Genomic DNA, 21,310 nt, shown 5'->3' with positions numbered 1-21,310 from the left:
TCGTTGAGACAGGCACCATATACATTTGTGCAGGCAGATGACAAGCCATCCACGCGCTACACGCGTTATTACCACAGGCGCATCAAGTCAAAATAGAGCGCCATCAGCATCAGGGTGCCTACCATGGCCAGCCCTATGCGAAGACCTATTGCTTGTGTCTGCTCGGATACCGGTCGCCCGCGCAGCACCTCGACAAAATAGTAAAGCAAATGACCACCGTCGAGCACGGGGATAGGCAGCAAATTTAGCACACCCAGGCTGATCGACAGATACGCCAGAAAGCTGACGAAGGCTTCGGTGCCCGCACGCGCCGAATCTCCGGAGATTTGCGCGATGGTGATGGGCCCCGACAGGTTGGAGGGCGAAATCAGCCCCACCAGCATTTTACGAATGGCATCTACCGTGAGCACGACCATGTCACCGGTACGTGACAACGCTTGGCCCAATGCCTCGATGGGTCCATAGCGAATGTCGCGCAGCAGCTCGTCAGGCCAGTTGACCGGCTCGGCACCTGCCCCAATGTACCCAACCTCGACGCCACTCTCCAGCGTATTGCGACCTGGGGTCATGGTGAGCGTGCCGGATTCACCGTTGCGCTGGTAATCCACGCGAAGGGCTTCGCCTGCGCTGTCACGGATGATCTCGACGAACTGCATCCAGTCGCGAACCGGCTCACCGTTCAACGACGTAATACGATCTCCCGGCTGGAGGCCAGCCTCGGCCGCTGCCTGCCCCTCCAGCACCTGCCCAAGCACGGCAGGGACATCAGGCCGCCACGGCACGAAGCCCAGCGTTTCCAGCGGTTGCGGCGGGTCTTGGCGAACCATGTAGCGGCTGATCGGCAGTTGATACGCACGCGAGGCACTGCTGCCTTCCGGACGCGCTTCGATCTCCAGCTCGCCATTGAAGCCGATCATCGACACCAGCTTCAAATTGATCTCTTCCCAGGAGCGCATGGCATCGCCCTGGATGGCGGTGATTTCACTGCCCTGAGGCAAGCCTGCCTCGGCCGCTGGCGAGTTGGGCGTGACCGGCCCGACAATCGGCGCCACCGTGGTGGTACCGGCCACGAACAGTGCCCAATAAGCCACGATGGCCAGCAGGAAATTGGCGATGGGGCCCGCCGCCACGATGGCGATACGCTGCCAGACGGTCTTGCGATTGAACGCCTGGTCCAGCTGATCTTCAGGGACCGGCGCTTCGCGCTCGTCGAGCATTTTCACGTAGCCACCCAAAGGAATGGCGGCCACCGCAAATTCGGTCCCGTGGCGGTCCACCGTCGACCACAGCGGCTTGCCGAAACCGACCGAGAACCTCAGCACCTTCACACCGCACCGGCGTGCCACCCAAAAGTGGCCAAACTCGTGAAACGTGACCAGCAGGCCCAATACCACGATAACCGCTAGAATATTCTGTATCAGGCCCACGCCGTGCTCCTTTACATGACCCGCCGTTAAAGCGGAGAGTGCTCAGCCATTCGCTGGCGCACGATAATTTCCGCCTGCTCACGCGCCCAGCGATCCGCATTCAATACTTGCTCGAGAGACGCGGCATCGCCCTGATAAGGCTGTGCCATGACCGCTGCCACCACCTCGGCAATCTCGCTGAAGCCGATGGTTTCGGTCAGAAAGGCATCCACCGCCACTTCGTTGGCCGCATTGAGAATGGCTGGCGCCGCGCCACCCTTTTGAATCGCTTCTCGCGCCAGCCGCAAACAGGGAAACAGTGCCTCGTCGGGCGCCTCGAAATCCAGTCGTGCCACCTGGAACAGATCCAGTGCTTCGACGCCAGCATCGATGCGCTCCGGCCACGCCAGGCCGTAAGCAATCGGGGTACGCATATCGGGGTTGCCCAGTTGGGCAATCACCGAGCCATCGTCATAGGCTGCCATCGAGTGGATGACGCTTTGCGGGTGTACGACCACCTGTACCTGCTCAGGCGCGGCGTCGAACAGCCAGCAGGCCTCGATCAGCTCCAGCCCTTTGTTCATCAGCGTGGCGCTGTCGACGGAGATCTTGCGTCCCATGGACCAGTTCGGGTGTGCACACGCCTGTTCGGGCGTTACCTTGGCGATGTCGGCCGCCGCCCAGCCCCGGAAGGGACCGCCCGACGCGGTCAACAGCAGTTGACGCACGCCATGCTTGGCCAGCCCACCACGATGCTCGCTGGGTAGACACTGATAGATGGCATTGTGTTCAGAATCGATCGGCAGCAGGATGGCACCAGAGCGCTCGACCGCCTCCATGAACAGCGCGCCACTCATGACCAGCGCCTCTTTATTGGCCAGCAGCACGCGTTTGCCTGCCTCTGCCGCCGCCAGCGCTGGCAGAAGGCCAGCGGCCCCCACGATGGCGGCCATGACGGTATCGACCTCTGGCGCACTGGCGACATCGCATAGCGCCTCGGGGCCAGAGAGCACCTTGGTATCGATGCCCGTTGGTGCGAGTGCCTGCTGAAGCCACTCGGCATCGTTCGCATCATCCAGCACCGCAAACCGGGGCCGATGTTCCCGACACTGCGCCAGCAGGGCTTCTTTTGAGGTATGGGCCGTCAGCGCATAAACGCGATAGCGGTCAGGGTGGCGGGCGATCACATCCAGAGTACTGGTGCCTATCGAGCCCGTGGCCCCGAGCACCGTCACTTGCTGAACAGGCACGGTACTCATAGCGCACTCACCTGGGCCTGTAGTACCAGCAGGTAGAACAAGGCAAAGATCGGTATGGCGGCGGTCAGGCTATCGATACGGTCCAGCACGCCCCCATGGCCGGGCAGCAGCTGGCTGGAATCCTTGATGTCACGGTAACGCTTGAGCATGCTTTCCAGCAGGTCACCCAGCACCGAGATCAGCGTGACGACGGCCGTGACCAACAGCAGCGCGATGCCACCAGCGACGCCCAAGGGCTGCCACAGGGCGAACAGTAGCGCCAGCAAGCTCGTAGCGGCAAGCCCGCCCAGCACGCCTTCCCAGGACTTGCCGGGGCTGACCCGCGGGGCCAGCTTGCGCTTGCCCCAACGGCGGCCAGCAAAGTACGCGCCGATGTCCGCGCTCCACACCAACAGCAGCACAAACAGCAGCCACACGGCGCCGCTATCACGCAGGACGTTGAACCCCACCCAGCAAGGCAGCAGCACCCAGGCGCCCATCGACAGCCGCCGGGTGGTGCTCTGCCACTGCTGGCCCGCCGCCGGGTACTGGGTCACCCAGTACAGGTTCAGCAGCCAACCGGCGGCAGCCAGCCATAGCGGCCAGACGGCATAAGCCGCCCCACTGAACCACAGCAGCGCCATGAGCATTGCCATTCCGACGACGCAACCGAGCCGCTGGCTCGGTTGCGTCACGCCTGCGAGATTGGTCCACTCCCAGGCACCCAGAAGCACCACGACGGCGGTAAACAGCGCAAACGCGCCGCCCTGTAATCCAAACAGCCCGGCCAGCACCAGGGGTGCCAGCCAGGCAGCGGTGATGATTCGCTGTTTAAGCACCTTGCGCCTCTATTTGTTCGTCGGTCATGCCAAAACGGCGACGTCTCAAGCAGAAATCGTCGACCGCCTTGTCGAAAGCCGCCCCGTTGAAGTCGGGCCACAGCAAGGGTGAAAAATGCAGTTCTGCATAGGCCAGCTGCCAAAGCAGGAAATTGGACAGGCGCTGCTCGCCACTGGTGCGGATACACAGATCCACCGGCGGCACCTGCTCGACCCCCATGGCAGCATCCATCCGCGCTTCGTCAATGGCGTCGGGGCTCAACTCGCCTGCGGCGACCTGCTCGGCCAACTGGCGTGCGGCGCGAGTGATATCCCACTGGCCGCCGTAGTTGGCGGCAATCACCAGGTGCATGCCCGTATTGTCGGCAGTCAGAGCCTGAGCACGCTGAATGTGTTTCTGGATGGCGTGGGAAAAGCCACGCTGCTCGCCAATGATGGAAAGCCGTATATTGCGCTCGTGAAGCTTCTTGACCTCGCGTTTCAAGGCCATCAGAAAAAGCTCCATCAGCGCGTTGACCTCGGCCGCTGGACGCTTCCAGTTTTCACTGGAGAATGCAAACAGGCTGAGGGTTCCAACGCCCCGCTCGGCGGCACGCTCGATGACGGCACGCACGGCTTCGACGCCCGCTCGGTGGCCCCGCGCACCTGACAGCCCACGCGCCCGAGCCCAGCGATTGTTACCATCCATGATGATCGCAACATGGGACGGCATCACCCCCTCGGATCGAGAAGGCTCCGTGCCGCCCGGCTGCTGTGGGGGAAGCTGGGGGGAGGTCATGGGGTCTCGCACCAAAGATCAATCATATTAAAGCCAAGCGATGGCCCACGGGCAGCCAGGCTGCCCGTGGTGAAGTGAACGCAGTCTGCGATGTCGACGACATCGTTATACCTGCATGAGATCCTGCTCTTTTGCTGCCAACGCCTTGTCGATCTCGGCGATGTACTTGTCGGTCAGCTTCTGGATCTCGTCTTCGCCCTGGCGCTGATCATCTTCAGTGATCTCTTTCTCTTTCAGCAGCGACTTGAAGTCACCGTTGGCGTCACGACGCACGTTACGCACCGCCACACGGGCCGTCTCGGCCTCGCCACGCGCCTGCTTGATATAGCCCTTGCGCGTTTCTTCGGTGAGCATCGGCATGGGCACGCGAATCACGTTACCCGCACTGGAGGGGTTGAGCCCCAGGTCAGAGGTCATGATCGCTTTTTCGATCTTCGGCACCATACCCTGCTCCCAAGGAGCAACGGCCAAGGTGCGCGCGTCTTCGACGCTGACCGAGGCCACCTGATTCAACGGCACTTGGCCACCGTAGTACTCAACGGTCACGGCATCCAGGATGCTGGGATGCGCACGCCCGGTACGAATCTTGTTAAAGTTGACGTGCAGCGCCTCGACGCTCTTCTTCATGCGAGATTCTGCATCTTTCTTGATGTCGTTGATCACGTTGTTACCCTCTGTCTATCAGCGTGCCTTCCTTGCCCCCTACTACCAGATTCAGCAGGGCACCAGGCTTGTTCATATCGAATACCCGCACCGGCATATCATGGTCACGTACCAGGCAGATTGCGGTCAAATCCATCACGCCCAGCTTCTGCTCCAGAGCATCGTCGTAGGAGAGCTGGTCGTATTTTACGGCGTCGGGGTACTTCACCGGGTCCTTATTGTACACGCCGTCCACCTTGGTGGCTTTGATGACGACGTCCACGTCCACTTCGATACCGCGCAAGCAGGCGGCCGAGTCCGTGGTAAAGAAAGGGTTGCCGGTGCCTGCAGAAAACAGCACCACGTCACCGGAAGTCAGGTAGCGAATGGCAGTACGGCGGTCATAGTGTTCCACCACACCGCTCATGGGAATCGCCGACATCACCCGTGAACGAATATTCGAGCGCTCCAGCGCATCGCGCATGGCCAGGGCATTCATCACGGTGGCCAGCATTCCCATGTGGTCACCCGTCACTCGGTCCATGCCCGCTTCGTTCAACGCAGCGCCACGGAACAAGTTACCACCTCCAATCACGATACCCACCTGCACACCGATCCCGACCAGCTGGCCGATTTCCAGTGCCATTCGGTCCAGCACTTTGGGGTCGATACCAAAATCGTGCTCTCCCATCAGTGCTTCGCCCGACAGCTTCAGCAAAATACGCTTGTATTTCGATTTCGACTTGTCGAGTTTCGTGGCAGCGGGGGCAGACTCTTGAATCTCACGTGACATGGCATCTCTCCTGAGGCAGACCTGGACACAGGTGGGCGAGACAGCACCTGTATTTCACAGGGGCCGGATACACGAAGGCGTGCGCTCGCGCGCACGCCATCATCTTACAGAAACATTCGACCTTAGCGACGGCCAGCCTGTTCCATAACTTCTTTGGCAAAGTCGACTTCTTCTTTCTCGATGCCTTCGCCCACTTCGAAACGAGTGAAGCTGACCACTTCACCGCCAGCTGCCTTGACGAATTCGGCAACGGTCTGGTTCGGGTCTTTGACGAAGGGCTGCTCGGTCAGGCTGTTCTCGGCCAGATACTTCTTCAGACGGCCTTCGACCATCTTCTCGGCGATCTGCTCGGGCTTGCCTGCCATGTCCGGCTGCGCCAGGATGATGGCTTTTTCTTTGTCCAGCTCTTCCTGGGGCATGTCGGCCGGATGAGCCACGGCCGGGTTGATGGCAGCCACGTGCATGGCAACGTCCTTGGCAACCTCGGCATTGCCGCCTTTCAGCACGGTCAATACGCCAATACGGCCACCGTGAACGTACTCGCCAACCAGGCCAGCGTCCACTGCGTCTACCACGACGGCACGACGCACGCCGATGTTCTCGCCGATTTTCTGAACCAGCTGCTCACGCGCAGACTCCAGGTCGCCCGCCATCACGGTAGCCACGTCTTCGCTCTTGGCAGCGAAGAACGCATCAGCGATCTTGTTGGAGAAAGCGATGAAGTTGTCGTCGCGGGCAACGAAATCGGTTTCAGAGTTGATTTCGACCATGACGCCGTAGCTGCCGTCTTCAGCAACACGCGTTACCACGGCGCCTTCTGCAGCGGTACGACCCGCTTTCTTAGCGGCTTTTAGGCCAGAGCTTTTACGCAGGTTTTCGATCGCCACGTCAATGTCGCCGCCGGCTTCGGTGAGTGCTTTTTTGCACTCCATCATGCCAAGACCGGTACGTTCGCGCAGTTCCTTAACCTGAGAGGCGCTGATAGCTGCCATGAGATTTCACCTCGGAAATGGTTCTAACTGAGAGTTAAACGCGCTACAGAGTATACGCACGATAGATGACCGTTGCGTATCACGCTGCAGAGCGCTTGCCGGCACCTGGTGCTCGGCGTGATCGGCCCGCCTGGGCGTGCCCAAAGCGGGAAAAAGGGGGCATAAGGCCCCCTCTTGACGATGCGGCTCAACTGCCCGCCGCACCCACTGCCAGTGTTACTCGGCAGCAGCGTCAGCGTCGGCAGAAGCGGCTTCTTCCGTCACTTCGACAAACTCTTCGGGACGACCTTCTTTCGCACGGGTGCACGCGTCGGCAATCGCCTTCACGTAGATCTGGATCGCGCGGATGGAGTCATCGTTACCCGGGATCACGTAATCAACGCCATCCGGGTTAGAGTTGGTATCTACCACGCCAATGACCGGGATACCCAGCTTGTTGGCTTCGTTGATCGCGATGCGCTCGTGGTCAACGTCGATAACGAACAGTGCGTCCGGCAGGCCGCCCATGTTCTTGATACCACCGATAGAACGCTCGAGCTTCTCTTGCTCACGCGTGGCCATCAAGACTTCTTTCTTGGTCAGCTTGTCGAACGTGCCGTCTTCGCGCATGACTTCCAGGTCACGCAGACGCTTGATGGACTGACGAATGGTCTTGAAGTTGGTCAGCATGCCGCCCAACCAGCGATGGTTGACGAACGGCTGGCCAACACGGTTGGCTTCTTCCTTGATGATCTTGCTCGCGCTGCGCTTGGTACCAACAAACAGGATCTTGTTGTTGGAAGACGCCATCTTCTCGATCACGTCGATCGCTTCGTTCAGCGCCGGCAGAGTGTGCTCAAGGTTGATGATGTGGATCTTGTTGCGCGCGCCGAAGATGTATTTGCCCATCTTCGGATTCCAGTACTTGGTCTGGTGACCGAAGTGAGCGCCTGCCTTCAGCAGGTCACGCATATTGACGTGAGACATGGTAAAACTCCTGAAACTCGGGTTAGGCCTCCACGCACCCCATGGATCCGACCAGTAGCACCGCCAGGCGTTGCTAAAGGCACCCGGGACCATGTGCCGGTGCATGTGTGTTTTCAAGGCTTGCTATCTTGCAACCCAGCCATGCTGAGTTGCGCTCTTGTTGCCCTTGCCTGCCGCCTGCGCCAGCAAAAGAAGCTGCGGATGGCGATTGCAGGAAAGCGCGCGGCTTTATACCATAGATCATTGCCAAGATGAAGTCGCCGCTGCGCTTACCCGCCGAAAATGCTACTCATCACCTACTCTGAAGCCACATCGAGAATTCATGAACGTTCCTATCAAGACGCCTTCTGAAATCGAGAAAATGCGCGAAGCCGGACGCCAGGCCGCCAGCGTCATCGAAATGATCACGCCGCACATCCAGGCAGGCATCAGCACCGGCGAGATCGACCGCCTGTGCCACGAGTACATCGTCAACGAACTGGGCTCGGTCCCGGCGCCGTTGAACTATCACGGCTTCCCCAAGGCCACCTGCACCTCGATCAACCACGTGGTATGCCACGGCATCCCGGATGACGCCAAAAAGCTGAAAAGCGGCGACATCATGAACCTGGACATTACCGTGCGCACCCCCGACGGGTACCACGGCGACTCCAGCGTGATGTTCGTGATCGGCGAAACCATCCAGGGCGAACGGCTGTGCCGCATCACTCAAGAGTGCCTGTACAAGAGCATCGCCCTGGTCAAACCCGGCGTGCGTCTTTCCGAGCTGGCCCGCGTGATTCAGCAGCATGCCGAAGCCCATGGCTACTCGGTGGTGCGTGACTTCTGCGGCCACGGCATCGGTGCCGACTTCCACGAAGACCCTCAGTTCCTGCACTACGATGGCTACGCCCCGGATGCCGACATTCGCCTCGACGCGGGCATGTGCTTCACCATCGAGCCGATGATCAACGTGGGCGGCTACAAGACCAAAGTGTTGCGCGACGGCTGGACCGCGGTGACCAAGGACCGCAGCCTGTCGGCACAGTGGGAGCACACGCTACTGGTCACCGAGACCGGCGTGGAAGTGCTCACCGCGCGCAGCGACGAAGACTTCGGCTTCCTGAACGCCTGATGCTACTACACCACTACCGGTTCGAGCCGGATACGTCGCTGTTCGATCTGGCGCTGTTTCGCACCGAGCTGGCCGGGGCACGCTCTCCCATCGCCCCGTTCAAGGCAGCGCTCAAGGAGATTCAGGCGCGCCTCGACGAGCAGTTTCGCGCGGGTGCGGACATTCGTGACCTGGTACGTGGCCGCGCATGGTATCTCGACCAGCTGCTGGCGATTGCCTGGCAGCGCCACGCCTGGCCCGACACCGGCATCGCCCTGGTGGCGGTGGGTGGCTACGGGCGCGGAGAGCTGCACCCCCACTCGGACATCGACCTGCTGCTGCTGCTCGAACACGATGACGACACCCCCTACCGAGAGCCGCTGAGCGCCTTCGTGACGTTCCTGTGGGACATCGGTCTGGAGATCGGCCATAGCGTACGCTCGCTCAACGACTGCGAGCGGGAGGCCGAAGCCGACGTGACGGTCATCACCAACCTGCTGGAGTCGCGCTTGATCGCAGGTCCCGAGCGCCTGCGTGAACAGATGCGTGAGCGCCTGAGCGCCCCCCACGTATGGCCCGCCGACCGCTTTTTCGAGGCCAAGTGGCAAGAGCAGATCTCCCGCCACTATCGCTACAACAACTCCGAGTACCACCTGGAGCCCAACCTGAAAAGCTCGCCCGGTGGCCTGCGAGACATTCAGATGATCGGCTGGGTCGCCAAGCGGCACTTCGGCACCGAGCAGTACACCGACATCGTCGCCAACGGGTTCATGAACGACGCCGAGCTGCGCATCCTCAGCCAGGGGCAGTCGTTCCTGTGGCAGGTTCGCTACGCCCTGCACATGCTCACCGGGCGCGCCGAAGACCGCCTGCTGTTCGATCACCAGCGCACCATCGCCGACATGTTCGGTTTCAAGGACACACCCGAGCGGCTGGCCGTCGAACAGTTCATGAAGCGCTACTACCGCCATGTGACGGCGCTGGCAGGCCTCAACGACATGCTCTTGCAGCACTTCGATGAAGTGATCCTGCGCGGCAAGGAGTCGTTGGCCACCATCAAGCTCAACGACCGCTTCGAGATCAAGGGGGGCTATATCCAGGCCCGCTCGCGCAGCCTGTTTCGCGAACGCCCGGCGGCCATGCTGGAGCTGTTCCTGCTGATGGCCAAGCACCCGGAAATCGAAGGCGTGCGCGCCGACACCATTCGCCTGATCCGTGACCATCGCCATCAGATCGACGACCACTACCGGGAAGACCCCCGCCACCAGCGGCTCTTCATGGCGCTCATGCGGGCGCCGGGCAACGTGCCTCGCCAGCTCCGGCGCATGAACCGTTACGGCATTCTGGGCAAGTACCTGCCGGAGTTCGGCCGAGCGGTCGGGCTGATGCAGCACGACCTGTTTCATATCTATACCGTGGACGCCCACACCCTGCGCCTGCTGAAATTTCTGCACGGCTTCCGCAAGCCCGAGGCAAAGGACGACTTCCCGGTGGCCGCCAACCTGATCCACCAGCTACCCAAGCTGGACCTGCTGTGGATCGCCGGGCTGTTCCACGACATCGGCAAAGGGCGCGGCGGAGACCACTCTGAAATCGGCGCCCGTGACGTCGAGCAGTTCTGTCGTCGTCATCACGTTTCGCAGCACGATACGAACCTGGTCAGCTGGCTGGTCGAGCATCACCTGCTGATGTCGATGACCGCCCAGAAGCGCGACATCAGCGACCCGGACGTGATCCGCGACTTTGCACTGATCGTGCGCGACGAAACTCGCCTGGACTACCTCTACGTGCTCACCGTGGCCGACATCAATGCCACCAACCCCACGCTGTGGAACGGCTGGCGGGCCTCTCTGTTGCGCCAGCTTCATGCGGAGACCAAGCGCGCTCTGCGCCGAGGGCTGAAAAACCCGCCGGACAGAGACGACTGGGTCAGAGAAACCCGCACCGAGGCGCGTTCGCTGCTGCAAGCCGTCGGTGTGGACAGCAGCCAGATCGACCCGCTATGGGACTCCCTTGGGGAAGACTACTTCCTGCAGTACGCCCCCAGCGAGATCGTCTGGCAGACCCAAGGCATTCTGGCCCACCAGCCGTCTCCTCTGCCGCTGGTGCTGATCAGCGCCCCCACCGCCGACATGGCCGAAGGTGGCACCAAGGTGTTCATCCACACCCGCTCTGCGGATGACCTGTTTGCCGCCACGGCCGCCGCCATGGAGCAGTTGGGGCTGTCCATCCACGATGCGCGGATTGCCACGTCCCACAACGACTGGACGCTGAACACCTTCATCGTGCTGGATAGCCACAGCCAGCCGATCCGTGACCCGCTGCGCATCGAAGAGATGCGTAGCCACCTGGTGGAAGAGCTGGACGACCCGGACGACTACCCCGAGATCGTCACCCGGCACACGCCGCGCCAGCTGAAGCACTTCAAGGTGCCCACGGAGGTCGTCATCGAGCAGGACCCGGCCAATGAGCGCACACTGCTGGAGCTGACCGCCCCCGACCGTCCTGGCCTGCTGGCCCGGGTGGGGCGTATCTTCATGGAGCAGGATATCGCCCTGTCGGCGGCCAAGATCGCCACCCTTGGCGAGCGCGTCGAGGACGTCTTTTTCATCACCACCAAGGCCGGTGAGCCGCTCACCGACCCCGCCCGTCAACAGCAGCTTCGTGAGCGGCTGATCGACGTATTGAGCGTCTAGCCCAGATGCCTGGCCGAACACCCCCTGGTCGTTGGGTTTGAGCCTGCACCAGGGGTTGCCTATAATCGGCGGTTCGATAAACGGTACGGACTCGCCATGAACTCAGACCTGAATGCCCTGCACCCCTATCCGTTTGAAAAGCTGGCTGCCCTCAAGGCAACGCTCACGCCTCCGGCGGGGCTTGCGCATATTCCGCTGACCATTGGCGAGCCCCAGCATGCCCCTTACCAGGGCGCACTGGACGCACTCATTGCCCACCAGCTGGAGATGGCGCGCTACCCAGCCACCAACGGCCTGCCCGCCCTGCGCGAGACCATTGCCGCCTGGGCCACCCAGCGCTTTGGCCTGGCAGGGCTGGACGCCGAACGTCAGGTGTTGCCGGTGAACGGCACCCGTGAAGCCATCTTCGCCTTCGTGCAGGCGGCGCTGGACCGCACCCGCCCCGCCAAGGTAGCGGTACCCAACCCGTTTTATCAGATCTACGAAGGCGCCACGCTGCTGGCAGGCGGCGAGCCGCTCTACCTGGACTGTACCGCCGACAACGGCTTTCGCCCGGACTTTTCAGCCGTCAGCGCCGACACCTGGCGCGACGTGCAGATCGTCTTTCTCTGCTCACCGGGCAACCCCACCGGCGTAGTCACACCGCTGGCCGAGTTCAAGCAGCTCATTGCCCTGGCCGACGAACACGACTTCATCATTGCCTCCGACGAGTGCTACTCCGAGCTCTACCTGGACGAAGCCACTCCGCCGCCCGGGCTGCTGCAGGCTTGCGCCGAGCTGGGCCGCGATGACTACCGCCGCTGCGTGGTGTTTCATTCGCTCTCCAAACGCTCCAACCTGCCAGGGCTGCGCTCGGGTTTCGTGGCGGGCGACGCCGACCTCCTCGCCCCGTTCAAGCGCTACCGCACCTACCACGGTTGCGCGATGTCACTGCCGCTGCAGCACGCCTCCATCGCTGCCTGGCAGGACGAAGCCCACGTGCGCGCCAACCGTGACGCCTACCGCGAGAAATTCAGCGCCGTCACCGAGGTTCTTGCGCCTGTCATGTCGTTCCCGACGCCCGAAGCCAGCTTCTACCTGTGGCCCGCCGTGCCGGGGGGCGACGATATCGCCTTTACCCAGCGGCTGTTCAGTGAACAGCATGTCAGCGTGTTGCCCGGCAGCCTGATGGGCCGCCCCGGCAAGGATGGCCATAACCCGGGCGCAGGTCGACTACGCTTAGCCTTGGTGGCAGAGCTCGAACCGACCCTGGAAGCAGCCAAGCGACTGCGCCAGCTGATCGAGCGCAGCTAACGCCGCGACACCCCACGACAAGGAGGCTTTTCCATGCTGACGCTATATATCATCAACACCTGCGACACCTGCCGCAAAGCCCGCAAGGCGCTGGAGGAGAGCGGCATTCCCTTCAAGACCCATGACCTGCGCAAGGATGGCCTGTCGGCCAGCCTGCTGGAGCATATTCTCGAGCGGGTGCCGCTGCTGGAAGCCATCAATAAGCGCAGCACCACCTGGCGCAACCTGCCCCAGGAGGAAAAGGATCAGCTGGACGCCACGTCGGCCCGTCGGCTGCTGCTGGAACAACCCACGCGGCTCAAGCGTCCGCTACTCGAAGTCGACAACAGCACCATCCTGGTCGGCTACCGCGACGGCGATTACGACAAACTGAGCGGCTGAACGCCCCCTCTTAGACACACAACCTTGAAGGAAGCCCCGTTATGCTGAGCTTTGCGCTTGGAATTGGTACCCAAAACACCCAGGGTGACTGGCTGGAAATCTACTACCCGGCCCCGCTGCTGAACCCCGACGAGAGCCTGGTGGCCGCCGCCAAGGAAGCGCTGGGCGCCGCTGCCGAGAACAGCCCTGTCAGCTTCCTGCCGGAAGACTGCACCCGCCTGGCCAAAGCACTGGAAGCCGCGGGTCATTCCGAGCAGGCAGCGCTGGCCGAGTCTTTCGCCACTAGCCAGCGCCCGCTGGTAGCGATGTTCCTGGACACCGACCAGGCGCCGCAAACCGTGCCGGAGGTCTACCTCAAGCTGCACCTGTTGTCCCACCGTCTGGTGAAGCCCCACGGCCTGGACCTGACCGGCATGTTCGGCCTGCTGCGCAACATCGCCTGGACCAACGAAGGCGCCATCGACATCGAAGAGCTGCCGGCTCGCCGCCTCAAGGCACGCCTGGCAGGCCGCGCGCTGTCCGTCGACTGCGTCGACAAGTTCCCCAAGATGACCGACTACGTCGTGCCCACCGGCATCCGCATTGGCGACACCGCCCGCGTACGCCTGGGCGCCTACCTGGGCGAAGGCACCACGGTCATGCACGAAGGCTTCGTCAACTTCAACGCGGGCACCGAAGGCCCGGGCATGATCGAAGGCCGCATTTCAGCGGGCGTCATGGTCGGCAAAGGCTCCGACCTGGGCGGCGGCTGCTCCACCATGGGCACCCTCTCCGGTGGTGGCAACATCATCATCAAGGTGGGTGAAGGCTGCCTGATCGGCGCCAACGCCGGTATCGGCATTCCGCTGGGCGACCGCTGCACCGTGGAAGCAGGCCTGTACATCACCGCTGGCTCCAAGGTGACCGTCCTCGACGACCAGGGTCAGGAAGTCAACACCGTGGCCGCCCGTGAGCTGGCTGGCCAGGACGACCTGCTGCTGCGCCGTAACTCGCAAAATGGCCGCATCGAGTGCCTCACCAACAAGAGTGCCATTGCGCTGAACGAGGCGCTGCATGCCCACAACTGAGTCTGCCGCCCTGTCACCGACGCTCACCCTGGCCTTTGACCTGCTGGGTCGTGCGTCGGTGACCCCGGACGACGAGGGTTGCCAGGACCTGATGATCGAGCGCCTCACGGCGCTCGGTTTCCATGTCGAGCAGCTGCCGTTCGGCGATGTGAAAAACTTCTGGGCCGTGCGCGGCCATCATGGCCCGGTGCTGGCCTTCGCCGGGCATACCGACGTGGTGCCCAGCGGGCCGCATACCAGCTGGGAGTTTCCGCCCTTCGAGCCATGCATCGACGAGCAGGGCATGCTCTGCGGGCGCGGTGCGGCCGACATGAAAGGCAGCCTGGCCGCCATGCTGACCGCCGTGGAGCGTTTCGTGGCCCGCTACCCCGACCACGACGGCCGTATCGCCTTCCTGATCACTTCCGATGAGGAAGGCCCCGCCGTGGACGGCACCCGAGCCGTGGTGGAGCACCTGCGCGAGCGCAACGAACGGCTGGACTACTGCATCGTCGGCGAGCCCTCTTCCACGGCGCGGCTGGGGGATGTGATCAAGAACGGCCGACGCGGCTCGCTGGGCGGCGTGCTGCATGTCAAAGGGGTGCAGGGGCACGTGGCTTACCCCCACCTGGCACGCAACCCCATTCACCAGGCGCTGCCTGCGCTCGATGCCCTGGCACGCGAGCACTGGGATGCCGGCAACGACTTCTTTCCCGCCACCAGTTTCCAGATTTCCAACGTGCGCGCGGGTACCGGGGCGACCAACGTGATCCCTGGCGACATCGAAGTGGTGTTCAACTTCCGCTACTCCACGGAAGTGACCCACGAAGCACTGAAAGCTCGCACCGAAGCGATTCTGGATCGCCATGGCCTCGAGTACCATGTGGACTGGACCCTGAACGGCGAGCCCTTCCTGACCGCCGAAGGCGAACTGGTCGATGCGGCCATTCGCGGCGTGGAAGCCGTCACCGGCGAGCGCCCGCAACTGTCGACCAGCGGCGGCACCTCCGATGGCCGCTTCATTGCCACCCTGGGGGCACAGGTGGTGGAGCTGGGTCCGCTCAACGACACCATTCACAAGGTGAACGAGCGCGTGCTGGCCAGCGACCTCGATGCGCTCAGCCGCATCTACGAAGCCACCCTGCAGGCGCTGCTCACCACTGATGAGGTATGCGTATGATGGAGCGGTTTCCGGATATCGAAGTGTACCTGGCACGCGTGTCGCTGGACGATCTCAACGCCTGGCTCAGCGAGACCCTCGATGCCCCACCCCTGGGCCCGGCGGGCAAGGGCAAGTGGAAAACCCGTGGCCAGCATCAGGGGGAAAGCGTCCCGGTGCTGCTGGTGGACAACGCCGCCGACGGTTTTGCCAGCCTGTGGTTCGACAGCGCCCACACCCCCTGGCACACCGACCAGGAGTGCGCGCAGCACGCGGCCGAAGCGCTCAACGTGGAAGTCCGCTGTTCGCTGGGCGGCTGGCACCCTGGCGATGACCCGGACCGCTTCTGGCAAGTGCTGCCCGGCGGCCAGGAAAAAGCCATCGAATGGCCAGATTCCGGGCGCTAAACGTAAAAACCCCCGCACAAGGCGGGGGTTTTCCTGTCAGCAACCGCGCCGGAGCGCTTATTCGATAATGCTGACATCATCGGCCTGAAGGCCACGGTCGTTCTTGATCACGTGGTAACGCACGATCTGGCCTTCGGCCAGCATGCGTGGGCCACGACCGCGTATCGCCCGAAAATGCACGAAGACATCTTCGCCATTGTCCCGGGTGATGAAGCCGTAGCCCTTGTTGGTGTTGAACCACTTGACCTCGCCCTCTTCACGGCCATCGTTGGGGTCGATGATATCCTCTTCTTCATCGTCCACCACGGGTGCTGCCTGGGGCTGACGCGGGGCAGGTTTGACCCTGGCCACATCGGCCTTTACCACCATCGGTGGTGCCAGGGCCGCAGCCGCCAGCGTACCGACGAACAACATTGCAAAACAGCCAAGTGCCACAGCGGTATACACACTGAAAGCAGCCTCGGCCAACCACTGTTCAGCCAGAGGTGCATTGGTTAAATGAACAATCCCCGCCAGAAGAAGCGGCGTGGGGGCGGCCAGTAAGATACTGATAAAGAAACAGCGAAAAACAACTTTTGGGTTCATGGATGATAAAAGCTCTCTTGTTGTATGGGTAACAGAAGCAAGACAATACTCGGCCTACCAGGCCCTTTCCTAACAGTACCGAGCATACTACATACGGTGACGATGTTATCATGACAAACGAATTAACGCCTGCCGAGCTCACTCAACGTATTGAATCGTTGGAAAGTCGGCTGGCTTATCAGGAACATTGGCTGGACACCCTGGACCAGGCCGTCGCCCAGCAGGAGCGCCGCCTCGAAAAGCTGGAACAGCTGAGCGCCCTGATGCGTGAACGGCTCCGCGAACAGCATCAGGCGCTGCAAGCCAGCGACTCACAGGGCGGTTTTCGCCCCGAAGACGACATCCCGCCCCACTACTAATGGACCCACCGCCTGGCGCGCGGGTCACTTCACCACGCTGGCCGGTTCGACACTTTCCAGGCCAAACGCCTGGGCGACGGCCCGGTAGGTAATCTGGCCATCGTGGACGTTCAGCCCGGGCAGAAAATGGGCATCGTCTGCCAGCGCCTGGCGCCACCCCTTGTCGGCAAGCGCCAGTACGAACGGCAGCGTCGCGTTGGTGAGCCCCAGGGTAGACGTACGTGCCACGGCGCCGGGCATGTTGGCCACACAGTAGTGCACGATGCCATCCACCAGATAGGTGGGCTCGGCGTGGGTCGTGGGCTTGCTGGTTTCGAAACAGCCGCCCTGGTCGATGGCCACGTCCACCAGCACACTGCCGGGTTTCATTTCGGCCAGCATGGCACGGGTGATCAATTTGGGAGCTGCCGCGCCGGGGATCAGCACTGCGCCCACAATCATGTCGGCGGTGCGTGCCGCATGGTCCAGCGCATCGGCGGTGGAGTAGACGGTTTTGATACGCCCCTGGTAGCGCGCATCCAACGCTTCCAGCCGGGCCACCGAGGTATCGAGAATCGTCACCTCTGCCCCTAGCCCCAGCGCCATCCGCGCTGCGTTTTCCCCCACCACGCCACCACCAATGACCGTTACCTGCCCCGGTGCCACACCGGGCACGCCGGGCAGCAGCACCCCCGAGCCTCCTTGGGCCTTCTCCAACCCATGGGCACCGGCCTGTATGGCCATGCGCCCCGCCACGGTGCTCATGGGGGCCAGCAGCGGCAACCCGCCGCGAGCATCGGTGATGGTTTCATAGGCGATGCAGGTGGCTCCGCTTTTCATCAGCCCTTCGGTCAGTGCCCGCTCGGCAGCCAGGTGCAGATAGGTAAACAGCGTGTGCGCTGGCGTCAGGCGCGCCACCTCTTCCGGCTGGGGCTCCTTGACCTTCAGAATCAGCTCGGCGCGCTGCCACAGCGCCTCGACGTCGGCCTCCAATGTCGCGCCCGCGCTTTGGTAGGCGTCATCCTGAAAGCCAGCGCCTTCGCCCGCGCCTACCTGGACACTGACGGAGTGGCCACGCCCGACCAGCTCACGTACCCCCGTGGGCGTAAGCGCAACGCGATACTCGTGGTTCTTGATCTCTTTGGGAACGGCAATGTGCATGGCGGACTCTCCTTGGGTCATCAACATCACTGGGTGCTCAATGCATTACAGCACAGCAGGCGTGAACCACCAGCCCAAGGGAGCAAAACGAAAAAAACGCCGGTAAAGGCGTTTTTCAACAGCAAAATTCAGCGTTTGACGGGCCGCGACGAAAAAATCCACGCCGCACCGTCGATTCATCACTCGGCGGGCTCGGGCACCACCGCAGCGCCATAAATGCGCTGGTACTCCTCCGGCAAGCGCTTGGGGCGACCGCTGGAAAGCGCGACACAGGCAAACCGCGTGCGCGCCTTCAGCAGCGTCTTGCCGTCTGCTGGCCGTATCAGTTGAAAGCGGCGCGTCAGGCTGAAGCGGCCGTCGCAGTCGACGATCCAGGTGGCCAAGCAGAGCGTGTCGTCCTGAAAAGCAGGGGCGAGGTAGTCCAGCTCGTGGCGGTGGACCACCATCGCCCGGTCCAGCGCCCGATAGCGTTCCAGCGACAGCCCCAACGCCTCGGAGTGGGCCCAGCTGATCTGCTCTACCCAGCGCAGGTACTCGCTGTTATTGACGTGCCGGTAAGCGTCGATGGCTTCCGGCGCGACCTGCAGCGTGAGTACGAACGGCTCTGGCAACGCCCACTCCATGTGGCCACCTCCTTTCCTATGACGACGGCGCTCGACAGCGGGCGATGCTCAGTCGCGGAAGACCCGCACGCCCAGCGCTTTCAAATAAGCAGTTTCGGGAATCGCCGGGTGCACGGGGTGATCCGGCCCCTGATGCCCCTGGAAAATCACCTGGCCATGGCGGTCCTGATGGCGCACGGCACCGCGCACCACATCCACCAGCCGCTCGTGGGCCAGATGCATGGAGCAGGACGCCGACAACAGCAGGCCATCGCGACCCAGCAGGCGCATTGCCTCGCGGTTGAGTCGTGCATAGGCGCGCTCACCGTTGGGGATGTCCTTGCGCTTCTTGATGAACGCAGGCGGGTCGAGAATCACCACGTCGAACTGCTCGCCGTCGGCTTTCAATGCGGCCAGCGCTTCGAAGGCGTCGCCTTCACCCACGGCCACCTGCTCCTGCACACCGTTCAGCTCGGCATTGCGCGCCACTTGCTCCAGGGCAACGCCGGAGGCATCCACACACAGCACTTCGGAGGCGCCGCTGGCGGCAGCCTGAACGCCCCAGCCACCCACATAGCTGAATACGTCCAGCACGCGCTTTCCAGCAACCTGACTGTTCAACCAGGCCCGGTTGACGCGGTGGTCGAAGAACCAGCCGGTCTTCTGGCCGTTGAGTACCGGCACCGCAAAGGTCACGCCGTTTTCTACCAGCAGCACTTCGTCGGGCAGGGTGCCCTTGACCACTTCCACGTGGGCTTCCAGACCCTCCTGGCGGCGGCCCCCGGTGTCGTTACGGAATACGATGACCTCAGGCTTGATGACCTTTTCCAGCGCATCGACGATCTCGTCGACCAGGGCCTGCATGCCGGCGGTATTGAGCTGCACGACCAGCACATCGCCAAAGCGGTCGATGATCAGTCCTGGCAGCAGGTCGCCCTCGCCATGGATCAGACGGTAAAAGGGCTGATCGAACAGACGCTGGCGCAGCGCCAGCGCCTGATTGAAACGGTGCACGAACAGCGAGCGGTCCAGGCGCATTTCCGGGTCGCGGGACATGATCCGCGCACAGATCAACGAGTGCGGGTTCACGTAGGCCACGCCCAGGGTCTTGCCGTTGGAGGCCTCTACCAAGGCAGGCTCGCCCGCCTCGAAGGTCTTCAGCGGCGTTTCCTTGATATCGACTTCGTTGGAGTAGATCCACAGATGGCCAGCCTTCAAGCGGCGATCGGCATTTTTATTCAGGCGCAGACGTTGAGTCACAACATTCTCCAGATAAACAAAAACAGTTAGCCGCCCAGGGCGGCGCTCAGCGCTGGCAATCGGGGCAGAATACGCTGGCCCGCTGCCCCAGGGTAATGCGCTTGAGTTCACTGCCACAGCGCAGGCAAGGCTGGCCATGGCGACCGTAGACATTCAATTGCTGGGCAAAGTAGCCCGGCTCCCCCTGGCCGCTGACGAAATCGCGCAGCGTGGTGCCGCCCTGGGTAATGGCCGCCGCCAATACTTCCTTGACCGCCTGGGCCAGCGCTTCGTAGCGCGCCAGTGAAATGCGTCCGGCGGCCCGGCGCGGGTCGATGCCCGCCATGAACAGCGCCTCGGCGGCATAGATGTTGCCCGCTCCCACGACCACGCGGTTATCCATCAGGAAAGGCTTCACGGCGACGCGCTTGCCGCGCGACAGTGCGTGGAGCCATCGGCCCGTGAAGGCATCGTCGAGGGGTTCCGGGCCCAGGTGTGCCAGCCGCGTATCGAACTGTGCATCGGCGTGCTGCCAATCGACGAAGCCAAAGCGGCGCGGGTCGTGATAGCGCAATATATGACCGCTGGCGGTGACGATATCCACATGGTCATGCTTTTTGGGCAGATCACCCAGCCGGGCAATCCGCAGGCTACCCGACATGCCCAGGTGCCACAGCAGCGTGGCGTGGCCGGTAGGCGTGGCCAGCGGGATCTGCAGGTATTTGGCGCGCCGGGCAAGCTCACCCACGCGAGCCCCGACCAGACGCTCGGCCAGATCATCCGGCACGGGAACGCGCAGGCGCGGCTGGCGTACCAGCACTTCGGTAATCTCCTGCCCTTCCAGGTAGGGCGCGATACCACGCCGCGTGGTTTCCACTTCAGGCAATTCGGGCATGATGAAAGCCTATGATGACAGCACAGTGACAGCGATGCTAACACGCGAAACGCGAACGTTAGACATGCAAAAACCCGGCTTGGGGCCGGGTTTTTCAACAGGCGCTCGCCTGCGGTGAAAGCCGATCATCGTAACCGAGGTTACTTGATCTTGGCTTCCTTGTAGATGACGTGCTTACGGACGACCGGGTCGTATTTCTTGAATTCGAACTTATCCGGGGTGTTCCGCTTGTTCTTGTCAGTGGTGTAGAAGTGGCCAGTACCGGCACTAGACACCAGCTTGATCTTATCGCGCATGGTTTAACTCTCCCAAAAATGCTGAGCCAGAAACTGGCTTAGATAGCGTCGCCGCGTTTGCGGATGTCGGCCAGAACCGAGTCGATACCTTTCTTGTCGATGATGCGCATGCCTTTAGAGGAAACGCGCAGCTTGACGAAGCGGTTTTCAGACTCCACCCAGAAGCGATGGGTGTGCAGGTTCGGCAAGAAACGACGACGAGTCTTGCGCTGGGAGTGAGAAACGTTATTACCAGTTACCGGACGCTTGCCGGTAACCTGACATACTTTGGACATGAGAGCCTCCAACCGCTTGGCGAGTTGTTCAAAACTGTCGGGCAAACCGGAGCAGGGAGGGAGTCGACGCAGTTAACCGCCTAGCTGTACCCAAATCCGTTATTCAACCCAAGTTCAAAGGTGGCACTTTATACCAGAGCACCCGGCCACCAGCAAGCGAAACCGCCCAAAAAGGCCAAAAAAGCACGTT

23 protein-coding genes are annotated in these 21,310 nt (G+C 62.1%); 8 read left to right on the top strand and 15 right to left on the bottom strand.

Annotated features, from left to right (window positions below; translation table 11 throughout):
- Positions 1–68 precede the first annotated feature (68 nt).
- From rseP to rpsB, 8 genes are all read right to left on the bottom strand, one after another.
- Positions 69–1,427, bottom strand: a complete 1,359-nt coding sequence (gene rseP / locus IE061_RS12500; RefSeq protein ID WP_039175238.1) for an RIP metalloprotease RseP — start codon at positions 1,425–1,427, stop codon at positions 69–71.
- Between the two features lie 26 nt (positions 1,428–1,453).
- A complete protein-coding gene (gene ispC, locus IE061_RS12495) occupies positions 1,454–2,665 on the bottom strand; it encodes a 1-deoxy-D-xylulose-5-phosphate reductoisomerase (RefSeq protein WP_189462673.1) in 1,212 nt (403 codons plus the stop codon).
- Entirely contained in the window at positions 2,662–3,483 is an 822-nt protein-coding gene (locus IE061_RS12490; RefSeq protein WP_189462672.1) for a phosphatidate cytidylyltransferase, read from the bottom strand. Before IE061_RS12490 ends, ispC begins: the two co-directional genes overlap by 4 nt.
- Complete coding sequence (gene uppS, locus IE061_RS12485) at positions 3,476–4,261, bottom strand: polyprenyl diphosphate synthase (protein ID WP_039175235.1); 786 nt, start codon at positions 4,259–4,261, stop codon at positions 3,476–3,478. Before uppS ends, IE061_RS12490 begins: the two co-directional genes overlap by 8 nt.
- A 105-nt stretch (positions 4,262–4,366) precedes the next feature.
- On the bottom strand, positions 4,367–4,924 hold the full coding sequence (gene frr, locus IE061_RS12480; RefSeq protein ID WP_039175234.1) for a ribosome recycling factor: 558 nt from the start codon (positions 4,922–4,924) through the stop codon (positions 4,367–4,369).
- Positions 4,925–4,928: 4 nt separating this feature from the next.
- Positions 4,929–5,696, bottom strand: a complete 768-nt coding sequence (pyrH, locus tag IE061_RS12475) for a UMP kinase (protein ID WP_039175233.1) — start codon at positions 5,694–5,696, stop codon at positions 4,929–4,931.
- Between the two features lie 122 nt (positions 5,697–5,818).
- On the bottom strand, positions 5,819–6,688 hold the full coding sequence (gene tsf, locus IE061_RS12470) for a translation elongation factor Ts (protein ID WP_189462671.1): 870 nt from the start codon (positions 6,686–6,688) through the stop codon (positions 5,819–5,821).
- Between the two features lie 216 nt (positions 6,689–6,904).
- Positions 6,905–7,654, bottom strand: a complete 750-nt coding sequence (gene rpsB, locus IE061_RS12465) for a 30S ribosomal protein S2 (RefSeq protein ID WP_039175231.1) — start codon at positions 7,652–7,654, stop codon at positions 6,905–6,907.
- A 322-nt stretch (positions 7,655–7,976) separates the two neighbouring features.
- On the opposite strand from rpsB, the gene map reads away from it, so the two are divergent.
- The 7 genes from map to IE061_RS12430 all read left to right on the top strand — a co-directional run bounded on the left by map (position 7,977) and on the right by IE061_RS12430 (position 15,729).
- Positions 7,977–8,768 (top strand): type I methionyl aminopeptidase, encoded by a 792-nt coding sequence (gene map, locus IE061_RS12460; protein ID WP_039175230.1) that lies wholly within the window; start codon positions 7,977–7,979, stop codon positions 8,766–8,768.
- Complete coding sequence (locus IE061_RS12455) at positions 8,768–11,443, top strand: [protein-PII] uridylyltransferase (protein WP_039175229.1); 2,676 nt, start codon at positions 8,768–8,770, stop codon at positions 11,441–11,443. The genes map and IE061_RS12455 overlap by 1 nt, the downstream gene beginning before the upstream one ends.
- A 96-nt stretch (positions 11,444–11,539) precedes the next feature.
- Positions 11,540–12,736: a succinyldiaminopimelate transaminase gene (dapC, locus tag IE061_RS12450; RefSeq protein WP_144980481.1), complete on the top strand. Its 1,197-nt coding sequence runs from the start codon at positions 11,540–11,542 to the stop codon at positions 12,734–12,736.
- A gap of 33 nt (positions 12,737–12,769) precedes the next feature.
- Entirely contained in the window at positions 12,770–13,117 is a 348-nt protein-coding gene (locus tag IE061_RS12445; RefSeq protein WP_193461744.1) for a Spx/MgsR family RNA polymerase-binding regulatory protein, read from the top strand.
- 41 nt (positions 13,118–13,158) lie between these two features.
- Entirely contained in the window at positions 13,159–14,184 is a 1,026-nt protein-coding gene (gene dapD / locus IE061_RS12440) for a 2,3,4,5-tetrahydropyridine-2,6-dicarboxylate N-succinyltransferase (RefSeq protein WP_039175227.1), read from the top strand.
- Positions 14,171–15,343 carry a succinyl-diaminopimelate desuccinylase gene (dapE, locus tag IE061_RS12435; RefSeq protein ID WP_096922077.1) on the top strand — a complete coding sequence of 391 codons (1,173 nt, stop codon included), beginning with the start codon at positions 14,171–14,173 and terminating at the stop codon, positions 15,341–15,343. Before dapD ends, dapE begins: the two co-directional genes overlap by 14 nt.
- Positions 15,340–15,729, top strand: coding sequence for a hypothetical protein (locus tag IE061_RS12430; RefSeq protein WP_039175225.1), 390 nt, complete (start codon positions 15,340–15,342; stop codon positions 15,727–15,729). The genes dapE and IE061_RS12430 overlap by 4 nt, the downstream gene beginning before the upstream one ends.
- A gap of 57 nt (positions 15,730–15,786) precedes the next feature.
- Here the strand turns inward: IE061_RS12430 and IE061_RS18245 are convergent, their stop codons facing one another.
- On the bottom strand, positions 15,787–16,314 hold the full coding sequence (locus IE061_RS18245) for a cold-shock protein (protein ID WP_308429540.1): 528 nt from the start codon (positions 16,312–16,314) through the stop codon (positions 15,787–15,789).
- A gap of 110 nt (positions 16,315–16,424) precedes the next feature.
- Here IE061_RS18245 and IE061_RS12420 point away from each other — a divergent pair, with 110 nt between their 5' ends.
- Positions 16,425–16,673 (top strand): SlyX family protein, encoded by a 249-nt coding sequence (locus IE061_RS12420; RefSeq protein ID WP_039175223.1) that lies wholly within the window; start codon positions 16,425–16,427, stop codon positions 16,671–16,673.
- Between the two features lie 24 nt (positions 16,674–16,697).
- On the opposite strand, the gene ald is transcribed toward IE061_RS12420, so the two are convergent.
- From ald to rpmB, 6 genes are all read right to left on the bottom strand, one after another.
- Positions 16,698–17,813 carry an alanine dehydrogenase gene (gene ald, locus IE061_RS12415; protein WP_193461743.1) on the bottom strand — a complete coding sequence of 372 codons (1,116 nt, stop codon included), beginning with the start codon at positions 17,811–17,813 and terminating at the stop codon, positions 16,698–16,700.
- Positions 17,814–17,992: 179 nt separating this feature from the next.
- Complete coding sequence (locus IE061_RS12410; protein WP_096922075.1) at positions 17,993–18,436, bottom strand: acyl-CoA thioesterase; 444 nt, start codon at positions 18,434–18,436, stop codon at positions 17,993–17,995.
- Between the two features lie 48 nt (positions 18,437–18,484).
- Entirely contained in the window at positions 18,485–19,675 is a 1,191-nt protein-coding gene (locus IE061_RS12405; protein WP_193461742.1) for a class I SAM-dependent rRNA methyltransferase, read from the bottom strand.
- Between the two features lie 46 nt (positions 19,676–19,721).
- Positions 19,722–20,549 (bottom strand): bifunctional DNA-formamidopyrimidine glycosylase/DNA-(apurinic or apyrimidinic site) lyase, encoded by an 828-nt coding sequence (gene mutM / locus IE061_RS12400; protein ID WP_193461741.1) that lies wholly within the window; start codon positions 20,547–20,549, stop codon positions 19,722–19,724.
- A 140-nt stretch (positions 20,550–20,689) separates the two neighbouring features.
- Positions 20,690–20,845 (bottom strand): 50S ribosomal protein L33, encoded by a 156-nt coding sequence (gene rpmG, locus IE061_RS12395; RefSeq protein ID WP_009098622.1) that lies wholly within the window; start codon positions 20,843–20,845, stop codon positions 20,690–20,692.
- 38 nt (positions 20,846–20,883) lie between these two features.
- Entirely contained in the window at positions 20,884–21,120 is a 237-nt protein-coding gene (gene rpmB, locus IE061_RS12390; RefSeq protein ID WP_016915065.1) for a 50S ribosomal protein L28, read from the bottom strand.
- Between the last annotated feature and the right edge of the window lie 190 nt (positions 21,121–21,310).

The sequence above is a fragment of the Vreelandella hamiltonii genome (assembly GCF_014651795.1).
Lineage (GTDB): Bacteria > Pseudomonadota > Gammaproteobacteria > Pseudomonadales > Halomonadaceae > Vreelandella > Vreelandella hamiltonii.
Note: the sequence above shows the minus strand (reverse complement) of the source record. Positions and strands in the feature narration are given on the sequence as shown.